Origin of the sequence: Pseudoalteromonas sp. McH1-7 (genome assembly GCF_013366255.1) — a bacterium.
GTDB lineage: Bacteria > Pseudomonadota > Gammaproteobacteria > Enterobacterales > Alteromonadaceae > Pseudoalteromonas > Pseudoalteromonas peptidolytica.
In genome coordinates, this window is sequence record NZ_JABWPQ010000004.1 from 49,041 (window position 1) to 68,315 (window position 19,275).

Consider the following 19,275-nt stretch of genomic DNA (forward strand, 5'->3'; position numbering starts at 1 on the left):
GGGTTATTTGTTAACACTTTACCTCTGCGTAGTCAGTGTCAGCATCAAGCTGCGTTCACAGACTATCTTGCCCAGGTTAAATCGCAGTGGTTAGGAGTACTTGCACATCAAGATGTGCCATTTGAACATTTAGTAGACGCTCTTGAACAAGAACGGATCGCTGGTGTTAACCCCTTAGTACAGACTTTGTTTACGCTTGACCAACAAGGAGGGGGAGCTGAGCTAGAGACGGTGCAATTTTCCGAGCTTGAAATGAGTCATGACACCGCTAAATTCGATCTCTTGCTCGCGATGGCTGAACGTGAAGGACAGGTGTTTGGTGAATTTGAGTTTGCACTGGATGTCTTCCCTAAAGCGCTAGGCGACCAACTAGTTAATGGCTTTATCCATTTTGTTGGAGAGCTTGTTTTAGCGCAATCGGCATCCATTGCATCACTTTCTTTGGTGTCCGCAGCGCAAGCTGAGCAATTAATGGCGCTGGGACAAGCCGATTTTGAGGCGCAGGCTGAACCTAGTGATCTCGTCTCTGGTTTTGCGCATGTGGTTGCCGAGCACGGCGAGCGTATAGCGGTAAAACAACAAGATAGCGCACTGAGTTACCGACAATTAGACGAGCAGGCTAACCAGCTGGCACACTATCTTATTGAGCAAGGTGTGCAAAAAAATACGCTGGTTGCAATCGCGATGTCTCGCTCGGTAGACTGGATTATCAATGCCTTGGCTATCATAAAAGCTGGCGCAGGTTATGTGCCGTTAGACCCAGCTTGGCCGCAAGAGCGAATAGATTTTGTGGCCGAGCAAGCAGCAATGCAGTTGGTATTTGTTGATAAGCACAGTAAAGCAACGCTCAGTAGTAACCAGTTAACCTCAATTGATAGTAGGGACTTAGCGCTCACTCATTATTCTACCCTTGCGCCGTTTAAGAGTGTCTCATCAGAGACCGTTGCCCATGTTATTTATACCTCAGGCTCTACCGGAAAGCCGAAAGGCGTGATCACTCCTCATCGTGGGATCAGCCGCTTGGTGCTTAACCCAGAGCAAGGTGAGTTAACCCAAAATAATGTGGTTAGCTTTATGAATAACCCTGCTTTTGATGGCGCAAGCTTCGAAATTTGGTCTGCGCTCCTAAGTGGCGCATGCTTAGCCGTGATCTCCCATTCGCAAGTATTGTCGCCCGCTGACTTTGGGCAGGCTTTAGCGAATTATGGCGTTGACTATGGCTTTATGACGGTGGCCTTGTTTAATCAATATGTGCAAACCGACCCGACAATATTACATCACTATCGGGTACTTTGGACTGGCGGTGAAGTGATCCCAATCCGCTATTGCCGTGACTTACTAGCTAGTGGCTATCAGGGGCAATTGTGTAGTGCCTATGGACCGACAGAGAATACGATTTTCTCAACCACATTTGCGCTGACACCAAGTGTTCTTGCTGGTCAAGATGTGCCACTTGGCCGTGCCTGTGCTTGGAGTTATCACTTAGTAATGGATGACCACGGTAGCCTGTTACCATTGGGCGTACCTGGTGAGCTGTACCTCGGTGGGGCAGGTGTCGCCCATGGCTACTTAAACCGTCCAGACTTAACTGAGCAGGCGTTTGTTTTCACCCCATACAGTGAAGAAAAACTCTATCGTTCTGGAGATAGAGTGAGTCAAGATAGCGATGGTGTACTGCACTTTATTGGTCGTACTGATAATCAGGTGAAAATTCGTGGACACCGCATCGAACCTGAAGAACTGCAAGTTCGGGTGAACCAACATGACGCCGTAGAGCTTAGCTATGTTCAAGTTCGTCAAGACGAAGAGCAGGTTTATTTAGCCGCTTATGTGCAGCTAAAACCAGGTCATGCGTTAACTCGCCAATCTCTTCAGCAGTGGCTCTCAGATAAAGTGGCGCACTATTTGTTGCCGTCGACGATTACCTTTGTTGAGCGCTTTAAGTTGAATGCAAACGGCAAGATAGACAGCAAAGTATTGCCAACGCCAAGTGCAGAAGATTGGGGACAATTGGCAAGTAGCGGTGTCTTGGAAGGTCAAGCTGCACAGCTTGCTGATATCTGGCAAGAGCTTTTAGGTAAACAGCCCTCGTTACAAGATAGTTTCTTTACCTTAGGTGGTAACTCGTTACTTGCTATGCAGCTTGTAAACCGAGTAAAAGATGAATTTGATATCGAACTGCCCATTGCTGAAGTGTTCCTAAAACAGCGGTTAGGGGATCAGCTAGCGCTGCTACAACAAGCTCAAAACGATGGCGCGGCAGGGCAACAAGAACGCATCCAAGCCGCTGCTATTGACGCGATACACCCCTTATCGTTTGCTCAAGAAAGACTGTGGTTCTTACACGATATGGAACCAGAAAGCTTAGCGTACCACCTCCCTCTTGCTTACCGAATGCGCGGTAAGGTAAGGCTAGACGCATTAAGTAAAGCCATTGAATTGGTTGCTAATCGTCATGTAGTGCTAAAAAGCCGTGTTGTTTTAGACAATGAGCAAGCCTACCAGCAAGCCGACCCCAGCGCCAAAGTGCCTTTTAATCTGCACTACTGCGCTGAGGATGAGCTTGAAGCTATGATGGCTAAGGTATCCGCGACGCCATTTGATTTACGCCAAGGACCAGTATTTCGTGCTGATGTCTTTATGCTAGATAGCGAGGATGTAGCACTACTTATCAATGTACATCACGCCATGGCGGATGGCTGGTCCTTGGCCATTATTGCTGATGAATTACGACAGGCCTATCGTGCTTATTGTGACCAGCAAACACCAGAGTTGCCGGTACTAAGCTGTCAGTATGGTGATTTTGCTCAGTGGCAAAGATCACATTTTGATGATCATGCGTTTACCGCACAGCTGGATTACTGGCGTGATACATTGGCCGATGCTCCCGATCTGCAGTTATATACCGACAGACCTCGCACGCAGACCCGCAGTGAAGCTGGAGCGACGTATAGCTGCCTATTGCCGCAATCGCTGGTGACAACATTGAATAGCTATGAACGCCAAGGTTATTCCGGCTTTATGGTGATGATGGCGACCTTTGCCACTGTGTTGAGACGTTACTCCGGCCAAGATGACATTGTTATTGGTACTCCAGTGGCGGGCCGAGCGACGACGCAACTTGAGCAATTAGTGGGTTTCTTCGTCAATATGCTGCCACTGCGGTTGCAATTCGATGCGCAGCAGAGCTTCGAGCAGCTGCTGGTTCTTGTACAACGTCAATTGGCAGCGGCGATGGCGAATCAACAAGTTCCATTTGAGCGCATTGTGCAAGAGGTCGTAAAGGTTAGAGATACTAGCCGCACGCCTGTATTCCAAGCGGTACTGTCCTATCAAGATTTGGCCTATGACGGCTTGGAGCTTAATGGTCTTGAGGTAAGCGCCATCGACCCACAATTGGACGTAGCTAAGTACGACTTGCTGCTCAATGTTACGCCTCAATCTGAGGGGACATGGCTGACAATGGAATATAGCAGTGCCTTATTCGATGAAAGCACAATTGCTGACATGATGTCTAACTTTACCGCGATACTAGCGCGTATGTTGGCGCAGCCAACGGCACAGCTTGATAGCTTACCACTACTTAGTGATGAGGTGGCGAGTAAGGTGTGTGAGCTATACCAGCGACCGCGTCAGGACTTTATGTGCGATGAAACGACCCATGCCCGATTCGAACGGATCGCTGCGCAATATCCGCAACACATTGCGATTGTGTGTGAAGGACAATCAATCCGCTATCAAATGCTCAATCAACACGCTAACCGTATTGCTTGGCAGTTAATTGAACGAGGCGTTACGGCGGGGAGTTTAGTGGGTGTCTGTGTAGATCGCTCAATTAATATGCTGATTGCAATCTTAGGTGTGATGAAGGCCGGTGGTGCTTATGTGCCGCTAGACCCAACACATCCGCAGCAGCGTATTGATTATATTGTTAATGACGCTGACCTTACGTTGGTGATTGGTGATACTCAGTACAGCGGGCAATTTAGCACGGTCGAGTATCTCGATACGGCAATGACCATGATGTCTAGCCACAACAGCGATAACCCGCCGGTGCGTTGTCAACCTGAGGATTTAACCTATGTAATTTATACCTCAGGCTCTACCGGGACGCCTAAGGGCGTGTTACTAGAGCACCGCAATGTGGTGCGTCTGTTTGATGCGACCGCTACACGGATCCCAATTACTGAAAACGATGTGTGGAGTCTGTTCTCATCATGCACTTTTGATTTCTCGGTATGGGAGATCTGGGGGGCATTATTACATGGTGGTAAATTGGTGGTGGTGCCTTATGAAACAACACGCAACAGCGAAGCGTTCCATCAACTGTTGTGTGAGCAAGGCGTCACTCAGTTAAGTCAAACTCCATCGGCATTTTTACAAGTGGTTCGAGAAAACCTACAAAGTAGTCAGCAACTGCCAGTGCGCCGCGTGGTACTTGGGGGTGAGGAAATCGATTTTACGGCGCTTCGGGGCTGGTTTGAGCGTTATCAAGATGAAATTGAAATTATCAATATGTATGGGATCACCGAGATCACAGTACATGCAACCCATCGTCGCATTCAAGCTAGTGATGTGCTTGAGCAGACAGCCACTGCCAGCTTAATTGGTGATGGTATAGCCGATCTTGATATTTTGATTTTAGATGAACATCAACACCTAGTGCCTGTGGGCGTAGCAGGAGAGATCTATGTTGCAGGTGCTGGTCTGGCTCGTGGGTATCTCAACTTACCAGAGCAAACCGCAGATCGCTTTATTACAGTCAATGGAGATCGCCTCTACCGCTCGGGTGATTTGGCACGGGTAACGGTTGATGGCGATTTAGAATATCTCGGCCGTTGCGATAACCAAGTAAAAATTCGTGGTTTTAGAATTGAGCTTGGTGAAATCGAGGCCTTGCTAAGTGACATGTCAGGTGTCGATGAAGCGTTGGTCATGGCGCACAAAGAGCCTCAGGGAGGTACTGCTTTGGTGGCGTATATCATGGACAGCCAAGGTCGTGCGAGTGAACAGCAACTTCGAGCCGCGTTACAACAGCGTCTTCCTGAATATATGGTGCCTGCTTATTTTGTGATGATGGAAGCTTTCCCTCTGACTGCCAACGGCAAGGTCGACCGCCGTGCATTGCCTGAACCTAAGGCTGCATTGCAAGCTCGAGTGGGCGAATTGCCACAAACCAATTCTGAGCAGTTTGTCGCCCAAGTATTTGCTGAATTACTCGACTTAGAAGTGGTTTACCGAGACGACAACTTCTTTGAAATTGGTGGACACTCACTGTTAGCAACTCGTGTCATATCGCGCTTACAAAAGCAGTTCAATTACAAAATTGCCATGCGTGACTTTTTCCAAATGGCAACTGTTCGTGAACTGGCTGCTTTGGTTGGTCCTGACGAACCGCTTACGCAAGAAAAAACCGAGTTGGCAGAGTTACCTCAGGTGGAGCGTAAAGCCGCGACTTTGATGCAGCAAAGCTTTTGGATTGCACAGAGCTTGCTAGGTGATAAGAGTGCTTACAACATGCCGCTGGCGTTATTGATTGATGGAACCTATGACCTTGCTCGTATCGAGCACGCGGTTACTGCGCTTTGGCAGGGTCACAAAGCCTTACGTGTGTATCTAAAACAAGACACCCAAGGTCTTTGGCAGCATGCTCGTGAAGCGACTGCGCCTGCGCCCTTTGAAGTAATCAATTTAGGGACAGATAAATCACTAATCGAACATGCGCAACAACTTGGTGCAGAACCCTTTAGCTTTGATGGAGATACGTTATTTAAAGTGGTATTGCTGACCAAAGGTGCGCAGGCGTGCTTACAATTTGTAGTCTCGCATTTAATCGCCGATGGTTGGTCACTGACCATTTTAGCTGAAGAGTTTATGGCTTTATACCAAGCCAAAAACACAACCATGATCAGTGGCTCAGACTACTGGCAGTATCAGGCATTGCCGCAAACGCAGCTTGAAGAAGGCTTATACTGGTGGCGAGGTCATTTGGCTGCTGCACCGCAAAGTCACCAATTGCCGCTACAGATGGAACGAGAGGTGAGTCGTCAACAAGGCGCAAGACGAGAGGTGGTATTAACTCAGGATGTCACTGACGATTTGACCCAACTGGCACAATCTCAAGGCATGTCTAGCTTTATGTTACTGCTGGCAGCTTGGCAGTTGGTACAGCATAAATTCACCGGAGAAACGGACTTAGTGACAGGTTTCCCTGTGTCGGGACGAGATGACGTGGCGTTTGAGCGCACGATTGGTTTGTTTGTGAATACGTTACCACTGCGCGGTCAGTTGGATCCTCAGCAGACGCTCCAGCAATTCTTGTCACAGGTGCGTGACAGTGCATTTGATGCGCTAGATCATCAAACCATACCACTGAGCCAAATTGTTGAAGCTGTTGCGCCCAACCGCTTAGCTGGGATGAATCCACTGTTTCAGATCACTTTCTCGTTGCACAACTTGCCTTCGGATTCGGTCACATTAGACGGGTTAACTATCACTCCAGTTGAAAGTGAACCTGAGAGTGTAAAACTCGACTTATGCTGGTTTGTTCAGCATAGCGACGACGGCATGGTGATCCAACTTGAGTATGATGTTGATTTGTTTGAAGCCGGACTGATTGATAGCTTAATTGGTAGCTATGAATATGCATTAACGCAACTGTCGAGTTGGTTAGCAATGCCTATCAATGAGCTAAGTGTAGTTTCTCCTAAGCAACAGCAAAAACTTAGTCATTGGAGTCAAGTTGATGGTCAGTGGCCGCAAACCGCTACCTTACACGGAGAGTTTGAACGCCGCGCAGAAGTTTATCCCGATGCCGTTGCTGTTGAGGTGTTAAATGGCACTTCGCTGACATATCGCATGCTCGACGAAAAGGCCAATGGCTTAGCACGTGTTCTATTAGCTAGAGGCGTGCAAGTAGGTTCGAGGGTGGCGCTGTGCCTGCCGCGTAATGAACTCAGTGTGATTGCTGCCCTTGCGGTGTTGAAAGCGGGTGCCGCTTACATTGGGTTAGACCCTGAGTTACCAGGCGAGCGTAGAGATTATATTTTATCAGACAGTGATGCTGACTTGTTGCTGTGTACCCAAGAAACTGCTCAGTCAGTGCAAGGGGAATGCTTATTTTTGGATGATTTTGAGCATATTATCGCGTCTATAGAGCGGACAAATCCTCAAATCAAGGTTTGTTGCGATCAACTGGCTTATGTGATCTATACCTCGGGTACTACTGGGCGTCCTAAAGGCACATTGTTACAGCATAGTGCAGTCATGGGCTTTGCCCGTAATTCAGATAATTTACTGGATATTCAAGTTGGTACTCGGGTGTTGCAATTTGCTTCCATCGCCTTCGACTCTGCCGTATTAGAGTTTTGGGCGGCGTTAATGAATGGTGCAACTTTACTGTTAGCAGACAAAATGGCTGTTATGCCGGGCATTGCTTTGGCCCAAACCCTTGAAACCATGCAGGTAAATTTTGCCATCCTATTCCCATCGGTATTAGCCAATACTCCTGTTCATGCGTATCCAGCACTAAACACCATTTTAACGGCAGGTGAAGCGCCTTCCTATGCACTGTTGCAATCTTGGAGTGCACCAATGCGCCGCATTATTAATGCCTACGGCCCGAGTGAAACGGGGGTAGGTGTGTCATTGGGGGATTTTGATATTAGTCGCAATCGCAAACCGCACATGGGGGTCCCACGCCCAGGCAGTAAGTTGTTTGTATTGGATGACCAATTACAACCAGTGCCACCTGGGGCTGTTGGTACGCTATACATCGGCGGTCCATGTGTGGGGTTAGGTTATTGGCGCAAGCCAGACGTGACAGACGCGCGGTTTACCACGCATCCAAGCCATGGCCGTTTGTATAACTCTGGCGACCTCGTGCGCTATGACGGCGACGGTAACTTGGTGTTTATTGGCCGCGCCGATAATCAGATAAAGCTGCGTGGTCACCGTGTTGAGCTTGAAGAAGTTGAGGCGGTACTGTGCAACTTAGCCGAAGTAAGCCAAGCCGCGGTGGTGCCGCAGTACGAAGGCGAAACCGTCACAGCGCTCGCTGCATATATTGTAACCACAGCTCCAGCCGCACAAGTCAAAGCGCAATTGCAATCACTAGTACCGAGTTACATGGTGCCTCAGTTGTGGGGTGAACTTGCAGCTTTACCCACCGACGTCAACGGTAAGATCAAGCGCTCAGCCTTACCCGCTGCTGAGGTGGTGAGTTCTGGCCCAAGGCAACAAGCGAGTGGTCAGGTACAACAAACCTTAATGACACTCTGGCAGGAGATTTTGGGTCATAGCGACTTTGGAGTAACCGACAATTTCTTTGATGTTGGAGGCCAATCGATTCTCGCCACGCGATTACAAGCGGCGATAAATCAAGCATTCGAAAAAGAAGTTGAACTATTGGCCTTATTCAAACACACCACAATTTCGGCACAAGCCAGCTGGTTAAGTGATGAGACAGTTGCAGCTAAGCCCAAGCTAGGTAGTCAAGCTGGTAATAAACGACGCCAAGCGCGTCAACGTCAACGTAGAGGGAAAGAAACATGCTAAGCGAACCAACAACAATAACTGAGCTGGCAGAAGAATTGGAAGACAGTATTGCCATCATAGGTATGGCTGGACGTTTTCCTAAAGCTGAAAATATCGACGCCTTTTGGCAAACCTTATGTGCAGGTCAAAGTGGCATGACAGTGCATCAACTGAGTGCAGAAGAGCAAGCGCAATTGCCAAAGGATTGGGTGCCAGTAACACTGAATTTAGAGGGCGCCGCTGACTTTGATGCTAATTTATATAATTTGTCGGCTCGTGAAGCGGCCATGATTGACCCGCAACAACGTTGCTTTTTGGAAGTGTGCCAAACCGCTATGGAACACGCCGGATATGCACCGAGCCAAGTCGACGGCAAGGTTGGCGTATTTGCGGGAGTCAGTCCAAGCCAATACTTTATTGAAAATGTGATCCATCATGTCGACAGTCACAACGCCATGAGCTTGTTTTCTGGTAGCTTGCCAGACCAACTAGCAACTCGCGTAGCGTGGCATTTAAACCTCCGGGGACCAGCAATGACGCTGGCAACGGCCTGCTCAACTTCGCTTACCGCTTTGTCTGTGGCAGTGCAACACCTTGAAAGCTTCCATTGTGATATGGCGCTGGTGGGGGGCAGTTCGCTTCAGTTAGGAGATGAAAAGGGCTACCAATACATAGAAGGCGCTATCTTTTCGCAAGATGGAATTTGCCGACCATTTGATGAAAAAGCGTCAGGTACTTTGACCGGCAGTGGCGTTGCTGCGGTGGTGCTCAAACGCACCAAAGAGGCCCTTGAAGATGGCGACAACATTATCGCGGTGATCCGTTCCACAGCGCTAAATAATGATGGCAATGAGAAGGTCGGTTATACCGCGCCCAGTGAAAATGCACAGGCAGAATTGGTAATTGAAGCCATGACTGCCGCTGATTTACCCGTTGAGCAAGTTAAATTTGTAGAAGCACATGGAACAGCCACCAAGTTGGGGGATCCAATTGAACTCAATGCTTTGAGTCGCGCCTATGAAGAGCTTGGTGCGACGGCGCAGCAAACCTATGTGGGGTCGCTAAAAACGAATTATGGCCACTTGGATGCGGCAGCGGGGATCGCGGGAGTCATCAAAGCGGCACTGGTATTGGACAAAGGCGTTATTCCACCGATGCCACATTTTGAACAGCCCAATCCTGCCTTTGCAATGCAGGCCAGTCCACTGAGAGTAAACCAGCAAGCGGTTGCGTTAAATCAGCAAGAAACGCTATTGGCGGGAGTTAGCTCGTTTGGTATTGGTGGCACCAATGCCCACGTGGTGCTGCAGAATATGCCTGCTAAAACGCAAGCAACAGCGCAGCTTAATCCGTGGAGTTTTGTACCACTGAGCGCAAAATCAACGAAATCGTTGAGCGATTATAACCAAGCCGTTTTGGCGGAAGCTGAGCGCCGAGGCAATCTGTCTCGAGATTGCGTAAAAACCATGGTACATGGTCGCGAGCGTTATCCGCTGAGGCGTGCAGTGTTATTGCATCAAGGCGAAGTGTACGGACAGGTTGGTGAGCATCAAGCGCAACATCAAGCCAAAGTGGCGTTTATCTTCCCAGGGCAAGGAACCCAATTTGTACAAATGGGGATGGCGTTATATCGCAGTGAGCCTGAATATCGTCGTCACTTAGACCAAGTCGCAGCCTATGCGTTAAATCGCGGTGTAGACATTATTCAGCTATTACACAGTGATGACGCTCAGCTGGCCATCACCAAAAACACTCAGCCAGTATTGTTTGCTGTGGAATACAGTTTAGCTAAGCTGCTGGCTTATTATGGTATTCAAGCAGATGCTTATCTTGGGCATAGCTTAGGAGAGTGGGTCGCGGCTTGTCTTAGTGAGTTATTGTCGCTAGAAGATGCCCTTGGTGCCGTTATTGAACGGGCGAGATTAATGGATAGCATGCCCACAGGAGCCATGCTAAGTATCTCGAAAAGTTGGCAAAGTATTGCGGATTTGATGCCAGACGGTGTTGAATTAGCCGTTGAAAACAGTCACGACACATGTGTTATTGCGGGCAGTTTTGAGGCAATTCAGGAAGCCGAGTTAATCCTATCTGAAGAAGGGCTGTCACCAAAACGCCTAAAGACTTCTCATGCTTATCACAGTCAACAAATGGCTCCCATGTTAAGTGAATTTGAGCGTTATTTGACGAAACTTAAGTTTACTCAACCTAGTACGCCTTGGATTTCAAATAGAAGCGGCGAGTGGGTCGATTTTGTAAAAGCTGCAACGCCCCAGTATTGGAGTGAGCATGTAAGGCATACAGTGAAGTTCGCTGATGGTTTAGCCTTGCTAAAATCACAGCAGTATATTTGCGTAGAAGTAGGTCCTGGGCAGCTGTTCACACAGTTATTGAAGCGACAAGATTATCATTATGGCGTGGCAACCATTGGCAATGCAAAACAGCTTGGTCATGAACAGCAGTCGTTGCTGCGAGCGATAGCTCAACTATGGACGTGCGGGGTTGAACCTAATTGGGACGCCATGTTGGGAGAAGGCGCTTATCAACGTCAAGTAATGCCAACCTATCCGTTTGAGCGTAAAACCTATTGGTGGGGAGAAAAACGCTTAAGCCATATGGAAGTTGCTGCTTCTGTCACGCCAGAGTCTGAACCTCAAGCTCATGGACTCAGCCCTGAAGCACAGATCCTAAGTGTCTTTTCATCCTACTTTGACCGTGATGACCTTACCGTGGAGGACGACTACTTTAGTCTGGGTGGTGACTCTCTACTGTTAGTGAGTGTGTTGAAAGACATCAACAGTAAACTCGGTACCAGCTTAACACTCGATCAGTTCTTGCAAGCTCCTACGGCCAGTCAATTGAGTCAATTTGTTACCTCGCAATCTGAGCAAAAGAATGGAACTGAACTCGCGCTCACTCTGAGTGAAACACTGCAACCTAATAATACCGATGTTCAGGTTGACGCTGCTTTGATCACTGGGTGTACTGGGTTTTGGGGGATCCACCTGCTGCAGCAATTGCTAGATTCGAGTGATAGTACTTTATATTGCTTAGTCCGAGCTGAAGACGAAAGTGCCGCAAGGCAAAGGTTGTATCAAACTGCTCGGCATTATGGATTGCCGCTACAGATCGCCAGCTCGCGGATCAAGGTCATCATCGGTGATATCTGTGAGCCTTTATTTGGTCTGCCGTCAGAGGCGTTTGAGGCATTAGGCCAACAAGTGAGCAAAATATACCATCTGGCAGCTTCAGTTAACCATTTCTATGGTGTTGAGTCATTGCGTGCTGCAAATATTGATAGCGTAACAACTTGCTTGCAATTGGCCGCACAAGGGCCGAAAAAGCGGCTTATTTTCGCCTCTTCCATTTCAGTCTACTCTAACACGGCTTATGTGGGCGAAACGCAAGTTACCGAGCAACCTGAACTGTTAACTGGCAAATTTAGTTCTGGATATGGGCACAGCAAGTGGGCGGCAGAGCAGCTGATCTGGCAGGCCAAAGCACGTGGATTTGATACGCTTGTCTTGCGAGCAGGTAACATTACCGGTCCTCAAGAAAGCGGACAATGCAATGAAAAAGATGCGATTTGGGCACTGGTAAAAGGTTGTATTCAAGTGTCGGCTTATCCTCGTTCAGCGGCAGGATTATATGTTGATATGTTACCGGTTGACCAAGCTTGCGCTATCACTCATACATTGGCCGAACATGCACCTGCAGGCTCGGTATATCATTTAGTACCACATAATTTATTGACCTTCCACGACCTAGCCGAGCAAGCCAGATCATTAGGTTATCCACTGCAAATTCTCGATGACACATTTTGGGAGAAACGGGTAACCCAGATGCTGACAGAAGCGCAGCAGCGTCCGCTATATCGTATGTTGCAGGCGCAAGAGGGGGAAGCAGAGGTCAATAAGCAGCTTCGTTTTAATAACGACTTGCTCTGTGAAACGTTACAAAAGGAGCATCACAGTCTACCAGAAATTAGCGCAGGTACGGTAAACCGTTACATCCAAAGACTGATGGAACGTGGATTTTTACCCTGTGTAACTGAACTTAACAATCAAGAAAAAAGTGCAGCAGTACTGACTGAGGAAGAATAATGGGCGAGCAAAAAAGCACCACAAAAAAGCAAGGATTAGGTAGAGACTTTTGGATTTACCGATTGGGACAAAGCCTCTCATTAGTTGGTGATGCCGTGGGCATGCTGGCGTTAGGTTGGTGGATCCTAGAAAAAACCGGATCGGCTGCTGTGATGGGTACAATGTTGGCCATTCCTATGGCGATAGGGGTTGTCCTAACCCCACTATTTGGTCCCATCGGAGACCGTTACAGTCGTAAGCATGTGATTGCCTTGAGTGACATCATTCGCGCGATAGTGTTTGTCGCTTTGGCGGCCTGTGTGATGTTTGACCACTTTGATAAAGCACTGTTAGTTGCCTTGTTCACTGTGAACACGACCGCTGGGGCGCTCTTTAGCAGCTCGTCTCGCAGTATTGTTGCTCAGCTAGTCGATAAAGCGTTACTCAAAGAGGCCATCAATAAAACAGAGGGTATCAACGCGATGGCGGGGATCGTTGGTGGCCTGCTCGGTGGTGCATTAGTATCTGTGTTTGGTGTGATGGTGGCGTTTTGGGTCAATACGGCGACTTTCTTGGTGGCGATGAGTTGCTCACTGCTGATCCGCGCTAACACAAAAGCCAGCGAGAGTAGTGGTGTGATGGGAGTGAAAACTTGGTGGAATGCAGTATTAGAGGGATTCAGAGTGGTTTTTCAAGTACGCATACTGCTTGGTTTGTCATTGATTGTCATGTTTATCAATTTCACTGTTGCGCCATTGGAAGTACTGGTTCCTTACCTTGTGAAAGAAGTGGAGCAATTGCCAGCTTGGTACGTAGGTTTGCTTGAATCAGGACTGGCAGTCGGCAGTATTTTAGGTGTGGTGTTGTTCGGTTTTATTGCCCAAAAAGTGTCGTTAGACCGCATCATGCTTTTTGCATTTCTACTCCTTGGTGTGTGTATCGGCTCCATGGCATTTAACATTCACATTTACCAAGTACTTGTTTCATTGACGCTAATTGGTTTGGCAACCGTATGGGCAAATGTGGTTCTGTCTTCGCAAGTGATGGCTTCCGTGCCAGATATTTTGCGTTCAAGAATTGGTGCAACACTTGGATTTATGGGTAAAGGGATTGAGCCTGTCAGCATGTCTGCGGTCGGGATAAGTGTAGATAAAGTGGGCTTTTCAACTACATTATTGGTGTTAGGAGCTGTTGCATTAGTGGTTGCACCTTGCCTGTATTTATTGCCGCATTTTAAAACCTTTATGCGCCTAGAAGCCGAACAGGCGGGTGACTTTTTAAAAACCAGCTATCCCGCATTGGATAAAGCCGTTAAAGCAGGAGGTATCTAATGTTATCAGTACGTCGTCAAACTCAGCTTAATCACCTCATTGCTGCTCAGTTTGTAAGCCATGAAGGAATACAGTACCAAGAGCTTGGAAACGGGGACATTCACGTTGCGTATGAAGTGACATCGCCACAACAGCCCGCAATGGTGGTTAAGTTTAGAAAGCGCTTTCCATATGGCGAAGTAGAGAGCCATTCAGCGTCGCTGATTGCCGGAGAATATAAAGGCACGCAATTGTTTTACCAAGCGCTTGCAGGTAGTGAGTTGGCAGTCCCTCAGCAATATCAAAGTGGCCAGTTAGATGGTCAATTTTGGGTCATAGAGTCAAAATTAGAACAGGCAGTGGCCTTTGCCGATTTTACTTCTGAGCAAGCTCATCAGGCAGGTTGCACGTTGGCGAGAGCTTTACTCAGTGCTTATAAAAAGCCAGCGCCTTGTGACGGTATGGGCAAGTTACTTTTGACCACTGAAGGCGGTTTGAAGGGCCAAAATGAAACCGCACAACAGCTTCAGTACCAATTTGAAAAACAACGCTTTATCAATCTTATTAAAGAAATAAGCATAGAAACAGAAGCGACGGCATTAATTGACGCGCTAACGCTGAGTTATGAGCTGCAAGCGTTACATGAATGGCCGCTTACATTGGTAAATGAAGATATTCATCCAGAAAACTTGGTATTGCAGCACAATGGACAACTTGCGGTAATGGACCCGCAAGTATCTATCGATTCAGGACTGCGATTTTTAGCGCACTTTTGGCTTAACTGTGCATACTTTTGGCCGCTCCTTCTAGGCGGCAACATGACACAGCACGATGAGCGAGCTTGGGTCACGAACTTAGCGCCATTAGGGGAAGGGTTTTTGCAAACCTGCATCACCCAACATGTACCAAAAACTGCGTTTTATGCTGAGGCGTTCTTACGTCAGTTATATCTTTTATGGCGTCACCAAGAGTATGTCTGTGGTCGTTCGGAGCAAGGTTCCGACACCGTACTTGGTTCAGTTCACGAGGCTAGCGCTCGGATCCCTGCGTTACTTAATCAATTACAATCGCTGTCAGTATTACTGCTGGAGGCGCACCATGAATAAGCTGAAAACGGTTGCCTTGTCAGGTGCAATTTTGGTTTTTGGTGTGGTCGCTTTTGTTGGACTAAGCGCCCAAGATGAGCCGGATGTCATTGAACCACAGCAACAGCTGCCCGTCGTAAGTGCCATCACAGTGCAAGAAGTGGAAGCACCGATCACCCTAACGACTCGAGGTCGAGTTGAACCTTTGTATCACACTCAGCTGGCGGCGGAGGTGAGTGGTCGGATCGAAGAAGTGGCTACCGAATTTAACGACGGCGACTTGGTCAGTAATCAAGGCCCGTTACTCCGTATTGAACAGCACAGTTATCATGCCGCACTGTTAAAAGCAAAAGCTGAACTTAGCCGCACTCAAGCTGAGTACACTTTGATCGAAGCGCAAGCCAAGGTCGCAGAGCAAGAGTGGCAAGGTGTCACAGATCAAACACCTTCCGATCTTGCGCTTTATAAGCCACAACTAGCCAGAGAGCTGGCAAACATTGAAGCTGCTAAGGCGGACTTGCTGATTGCCCAAAGAGACTTAAACAAAACGGTGATTAGAGCACCATTTAATGCCGTTGTAGCCACGCGCTCGGTGGGACTGGGTCAATACGTCGAACAAGGAGAGGTGTTAGGGCAGTTAATGAGCACAGATATCGCACAGATCCGACTACCACTAAGTGTTGCTCAGCTAAAGCGCGCACCATCACTCATTGGAAAGCGAGTTGAACTTACTTCATCGCTGAGTAAAAAACGCTATGGCGAAATTGTACGTATTGAAAACACCACGGGTGAACATGCGGTAAATCACGTGGTTGTCCGTGTTATGGATCCGTTAGCCTTACATTCAGACCTAGATGCGCTGCGATTTGGTGATTATGTAATAGCAAAGGTAGAGCTTGAGCAGAGTGTCCTTCACACAGCGATCCCAGCTCGATTTTTACGTCAAGGCAGTGCGTGGGTTGTAGATGGCGAGGGCCGCTTACACCACAGGCAATTAACCGTTAAAAGCTTTTATGAAGATCAGGCATTAATTTCGGCTGGGTTGGAAGCGGGTGATCGCTTGATAGTGACTCCACTGCAAAACCCAGTTGCTGGGATGCAAGTTGAAGTCAGACACATCTCATCAGGTGAACAGTGGGTACAGACGGCTACACCGAACAAGGAGATGCAGTGATGCTTCGCAACGTGATTGCTTGGTTTATTAAAAACCCTATCGCCGTCAATTTACTGATGTTGTTTTTATTGATTGGCGGTGTGTTATCGTTTTTGTCTATTAATAAGCAGTTATTGCCACTTGAGCCCAATCAGCAAATTGAGGTCATCGTTGAGTATCCAGGAGCATCGGCTGCTGAAGTAAAAATTGGGGTGACCGAAAAAATAGAGAATGCACTGCAAGGGTTACCTGAGGTGCGCCGTATGGTGGGGCTCAGCAACAAGGAGTTGGCCCGAGTTCGTTTGACCTTGAGTGACGATAGTGATGCGCAACAATTGTTAGCCCGTGTGAAGCGTGAAATTGACGCGTTATCAACACTCCCCGTCGGCATTGAACGTCCTGTGATTGAATATATACCGCCACGCCATACTGTAATGTTTCTAGCCTTGTACGGCAGTGCAGATCAAAAAAATCTAAAAATGGCGGCAGCCAAGCTACAACGGGAACTCTTACTGTTACCTGAGGTGCAATATGTTGATCATGACAGTGGTCGCGATTTTGAGGTCAGTATTGAAGTAGACCCTGATGCACTGAGGCGTTATGGCCTAACCATGACGCAATTGAGCGAACGGATCAATGCTTACTCAATAAACCAAACGGGTGGTTTTATCCGAAATGAGCAAGGTGAAATCACTGTGCGAATGGAGAATCAGGCATACCGCTCAGGTGAATTTGCGACGATCCCAGTACTTACTTTATCCAACGGTGCTACGGTACTGCTTGGGGAAGTTGCCACTGTAAACGACACCTTGGCGGATGGGGCTTTCTTTTCAAGCTTTGATGGTAAACCGGCTCGTATTTTCCAAATCAGTGCCGCCCCTGAGCAAGATATCGCGGTCGTATCAGAGGCGGTTGAACGCTATCTAGCTACGCATTCAGCGTCATTAGAAGCTGGCTTAACGGCGACCGCTTGGCTCGACTTTAATTACTATGTTGAAGGGCGCTTGGACATGATGATGGAAAACCTGTTTGCAGGTGCTTTGTTAGTTTTTGTGGTTCTGAGTTTATTTTTACGTCCTCGTATTGCCATGTGGGTAATGGCTGGGATCCCCATTAGCTATCTTGGCACTATGATGCTGCTGCCCATGGAAAGTGTATCGGTAACGCTTAATTTAATGAGCATGTTTGGCTTTATTTTGGTGCTGGGTATCGTAGTAGACGACGCCATCGTGGTGTCAGAAAGTGTCTATCATGAGTGTGAGCGTACAGGCTATCAACAAGCCAGCGTAATAAAAGGAGTTGAAAAAGTGTCAGTCGCGACGGTATTTGGCGTACTCACCACAGTTACTGCATTTTTACCGCTGCTGTTTGTAGAAGGGGAATCAAGAGAGTTATTTCGCAGTATTGGGTTTGTTGTGGTGTTCGCGATGTTGTTTTCAATCATCGAATCTAAATTGATCTTACCGGCTCACCTTGCTGCGATAGGCCCAAAGAAGCGGGTGACTCCTGTGCTAGATAAACTACGCAACACCATTGCGCTTGGTATGCAGTCGTTTATTCGTGGCGTATATGAACCTGTGCTGCGAACTTTGCTACCAAAACGTTGGCCAGTAGTCAGTGCATTTTTTGCGTTATTTATGGTTGCAATGGGTATGCTCTCAGGTGGTCATGTAAAGTGGATTGGAGATGCCCGTGTTCCTCATGATTTCCCTTCAATTCAACTTCGGATGGAAAGTACAGCCTCTGAAGCCATGACGGTAGAGGCGATACGAGCTTTTGAACAAAGCGTGTTAGATGTTGATAAATCGCTGGCTTCACAATATGGCCAAGGTATGGTTGCCCACACTGCGGTGATCCTTGATGGTCCGCAAAATGCGGAGTTATACGTTAAGTTGGTAGATGATGAGGCGAGAAAATTAGACACTTTTGCATTGGCAAAGCTTTGGAGGCAAGCGCTTCCTAACATGCCAGGGTTAAAAGAGTATCGGATCCAAGAAACACTAGATGGTGACCCTGAATCGCGAGATATTCAGATCAATGTAGTGGGGGAAGTCCCTTTACAAGTCGATGCTGCCGCTAAGCAACTAGAGCAAAAGCTAAACGCCTTGTCTGCGGTTTATGATGTGACAAACAGTCAAAGCAACATGGATATAGAGGTTCGGTTAGCATTAAATGAAATGGGACAGAACCTAGGTCTCACACCAGAGATGTTGATGTCTCAGGTTACCACAGCAATTTATGGTATTGAGGTACAGCGAGTACTAAGAGATAGCTTTGAAGTCAAGGTGATGCTCAAGTATCCGCAAGACTATCGTGCTCAACTACATCAGCTCGATAACATATATATTCACCTAGATGATGGGACTGAATTGTTGTTTACGGACGTAGCCACCTATCAGTTGATCCAAGCGCCCACAGAAATGCGCTCCGATAATGGTAGACAAAATGTTGTCTTAATGGCCTCAGTGGACCCGCTGCTTGCGGACCCTGATGATATCTCAGAGCTGTTAGAGCAGAGTATTCTCACTGATCTATCCACTGAGTTTCCAGGGCTGACATTTAACCTAAACGGTGAGCTCAAAGAGCAACAAGGCAGGATGTCTCGTCAAGCGGTGCTATTCCTATTATCGCTTTTTGGTATTTACGCATTACTAGCCATTCCACTGCGCTCCTACAAAAAGCCTCTACTGATTTTGAGTGTCCTGCCATTTTGTTTCGTTGGTGCCGTATTTGGGCATTGGGTTATGGGACTAGGTATGAGCGTAATGTCGCTATTTGGTGTAATTGCAGCACTTGGTGTCGCGGTCAATGATGCCTTGATTTTATTGGTGGCCCATTCAAAACCGGGCAGTCGCATTGTACAAGTGGCTAGTCAGCGTTTTATGGCAATTACCTTAACGTCGTTGACGACATTTATCGGTCTATTGCCGCTAATGTTTGAGACAGATTTACAAGCACACATGGTGATCCCAATGGCGGTGTCTTTAGCATTTGGGGTGATAGCCAGTTCTTTTGCAACATTATTTATGTTGCCTGTACTACTAAAAAGCGCGGCAGTAAAACACAATAAATCGACTATCGCTGCTGCAAATTTTGACTTGGGTTAATAAGGA

General features: G+C 47.6%; 6 protein-coding genes (1 of these 6 cut by a window edge). All 6 read left to right on the forward strand.

Annotated features, from left to right (window positions below):
- Tightly spaced (each overlapping or abutting the next), the 6 genes in view from HUZ36_RS03835 to HUZ36_RS03860 form a layout consistent with a single transcriptional unit that may run on beyond the window.
- A protein-coding gene (locus HUZ36_RS03835) for a non-ribosomal peptide synthetase (protein ID WP_176032038.1) crosses the window boundary here: on the forward strand, positions 1-8,556 show its end. 12,606 nt of this gene lie to the left of the window's left edge; 8,556 of the gene's 21,162 nt are visible here — the last part of the coding sequence; its start codon lies off the left edge, out of view; its stop codon occupies positions 8,554-8,556.
- A complete protein-coding gene (locus tag HUZ36_RS03840; protein ID WP_176032039.1) occupies positions 8,550-12,635 on the forward strand; it encodes a type I polyketide synthase in 4,086 nt (1,361 codons plus the stop codon). Before HUZ36_RS03835 ends, HUZ36_RS03840 begins: the two co-directional genes overlap by 7 nt.
- Positions 12,635-13,945 (forward strand): MFS transporter, encoded by a 1,311-nt coding sequence (locus HUZ36_RS03845; protein ID WP_176032040.1) that lies wholly within the window; start codon positions 12,635-12,637, stop codon positions 13,943-13,945. Before HUZ36_RS03840 ends, HUZ36_RS03845 begins: the two co-directional genes overlap by 1 nt.
- Positions 13,945-15,030, forward strand: a complete 1,086-nt coding sequence (locus HUZ36_RS03850; RefSeq protein WP_176032041.1) for a hypothetical protein — start codon at positions 13,945-13,947, stop codon at positions 15,028-15,030. Before HUZ36_RS03845 ends, HUZ36_RS03850 begins: the two co-directional genes overlap by 1 nt.
- Entirely contained in the window at positions 15,023-16,183 is a 1,161-nt protein-coding gene (locus HUZ36_RS03855) for an efflux RND transporter periplasmic adaptor subunit (protein ID WP_176032042.1), read from the forward strand. The genes HUZ36_RS03850 and HUZ36_RS03855 overlap by 8 nt, the downstream gene beginning before the upstream one ends.
- A complete protein-coding gene (locus tag HUZ36_RS03860) occupies positions 16,144-19,269 on the forward strand; it encodes an efflux RND transporter permease subunit (RefSeq protein ID WP_176032043.1) in 3,126 nt (1,041 codons plus the stop codon). Before HUZ36_RS03855 ends, HUZ36_RS03860 begins: the two co-directional genes overlap by 40 nt.
- Positions 19,270-19,275: the final 6 nt, after the last annotated feature.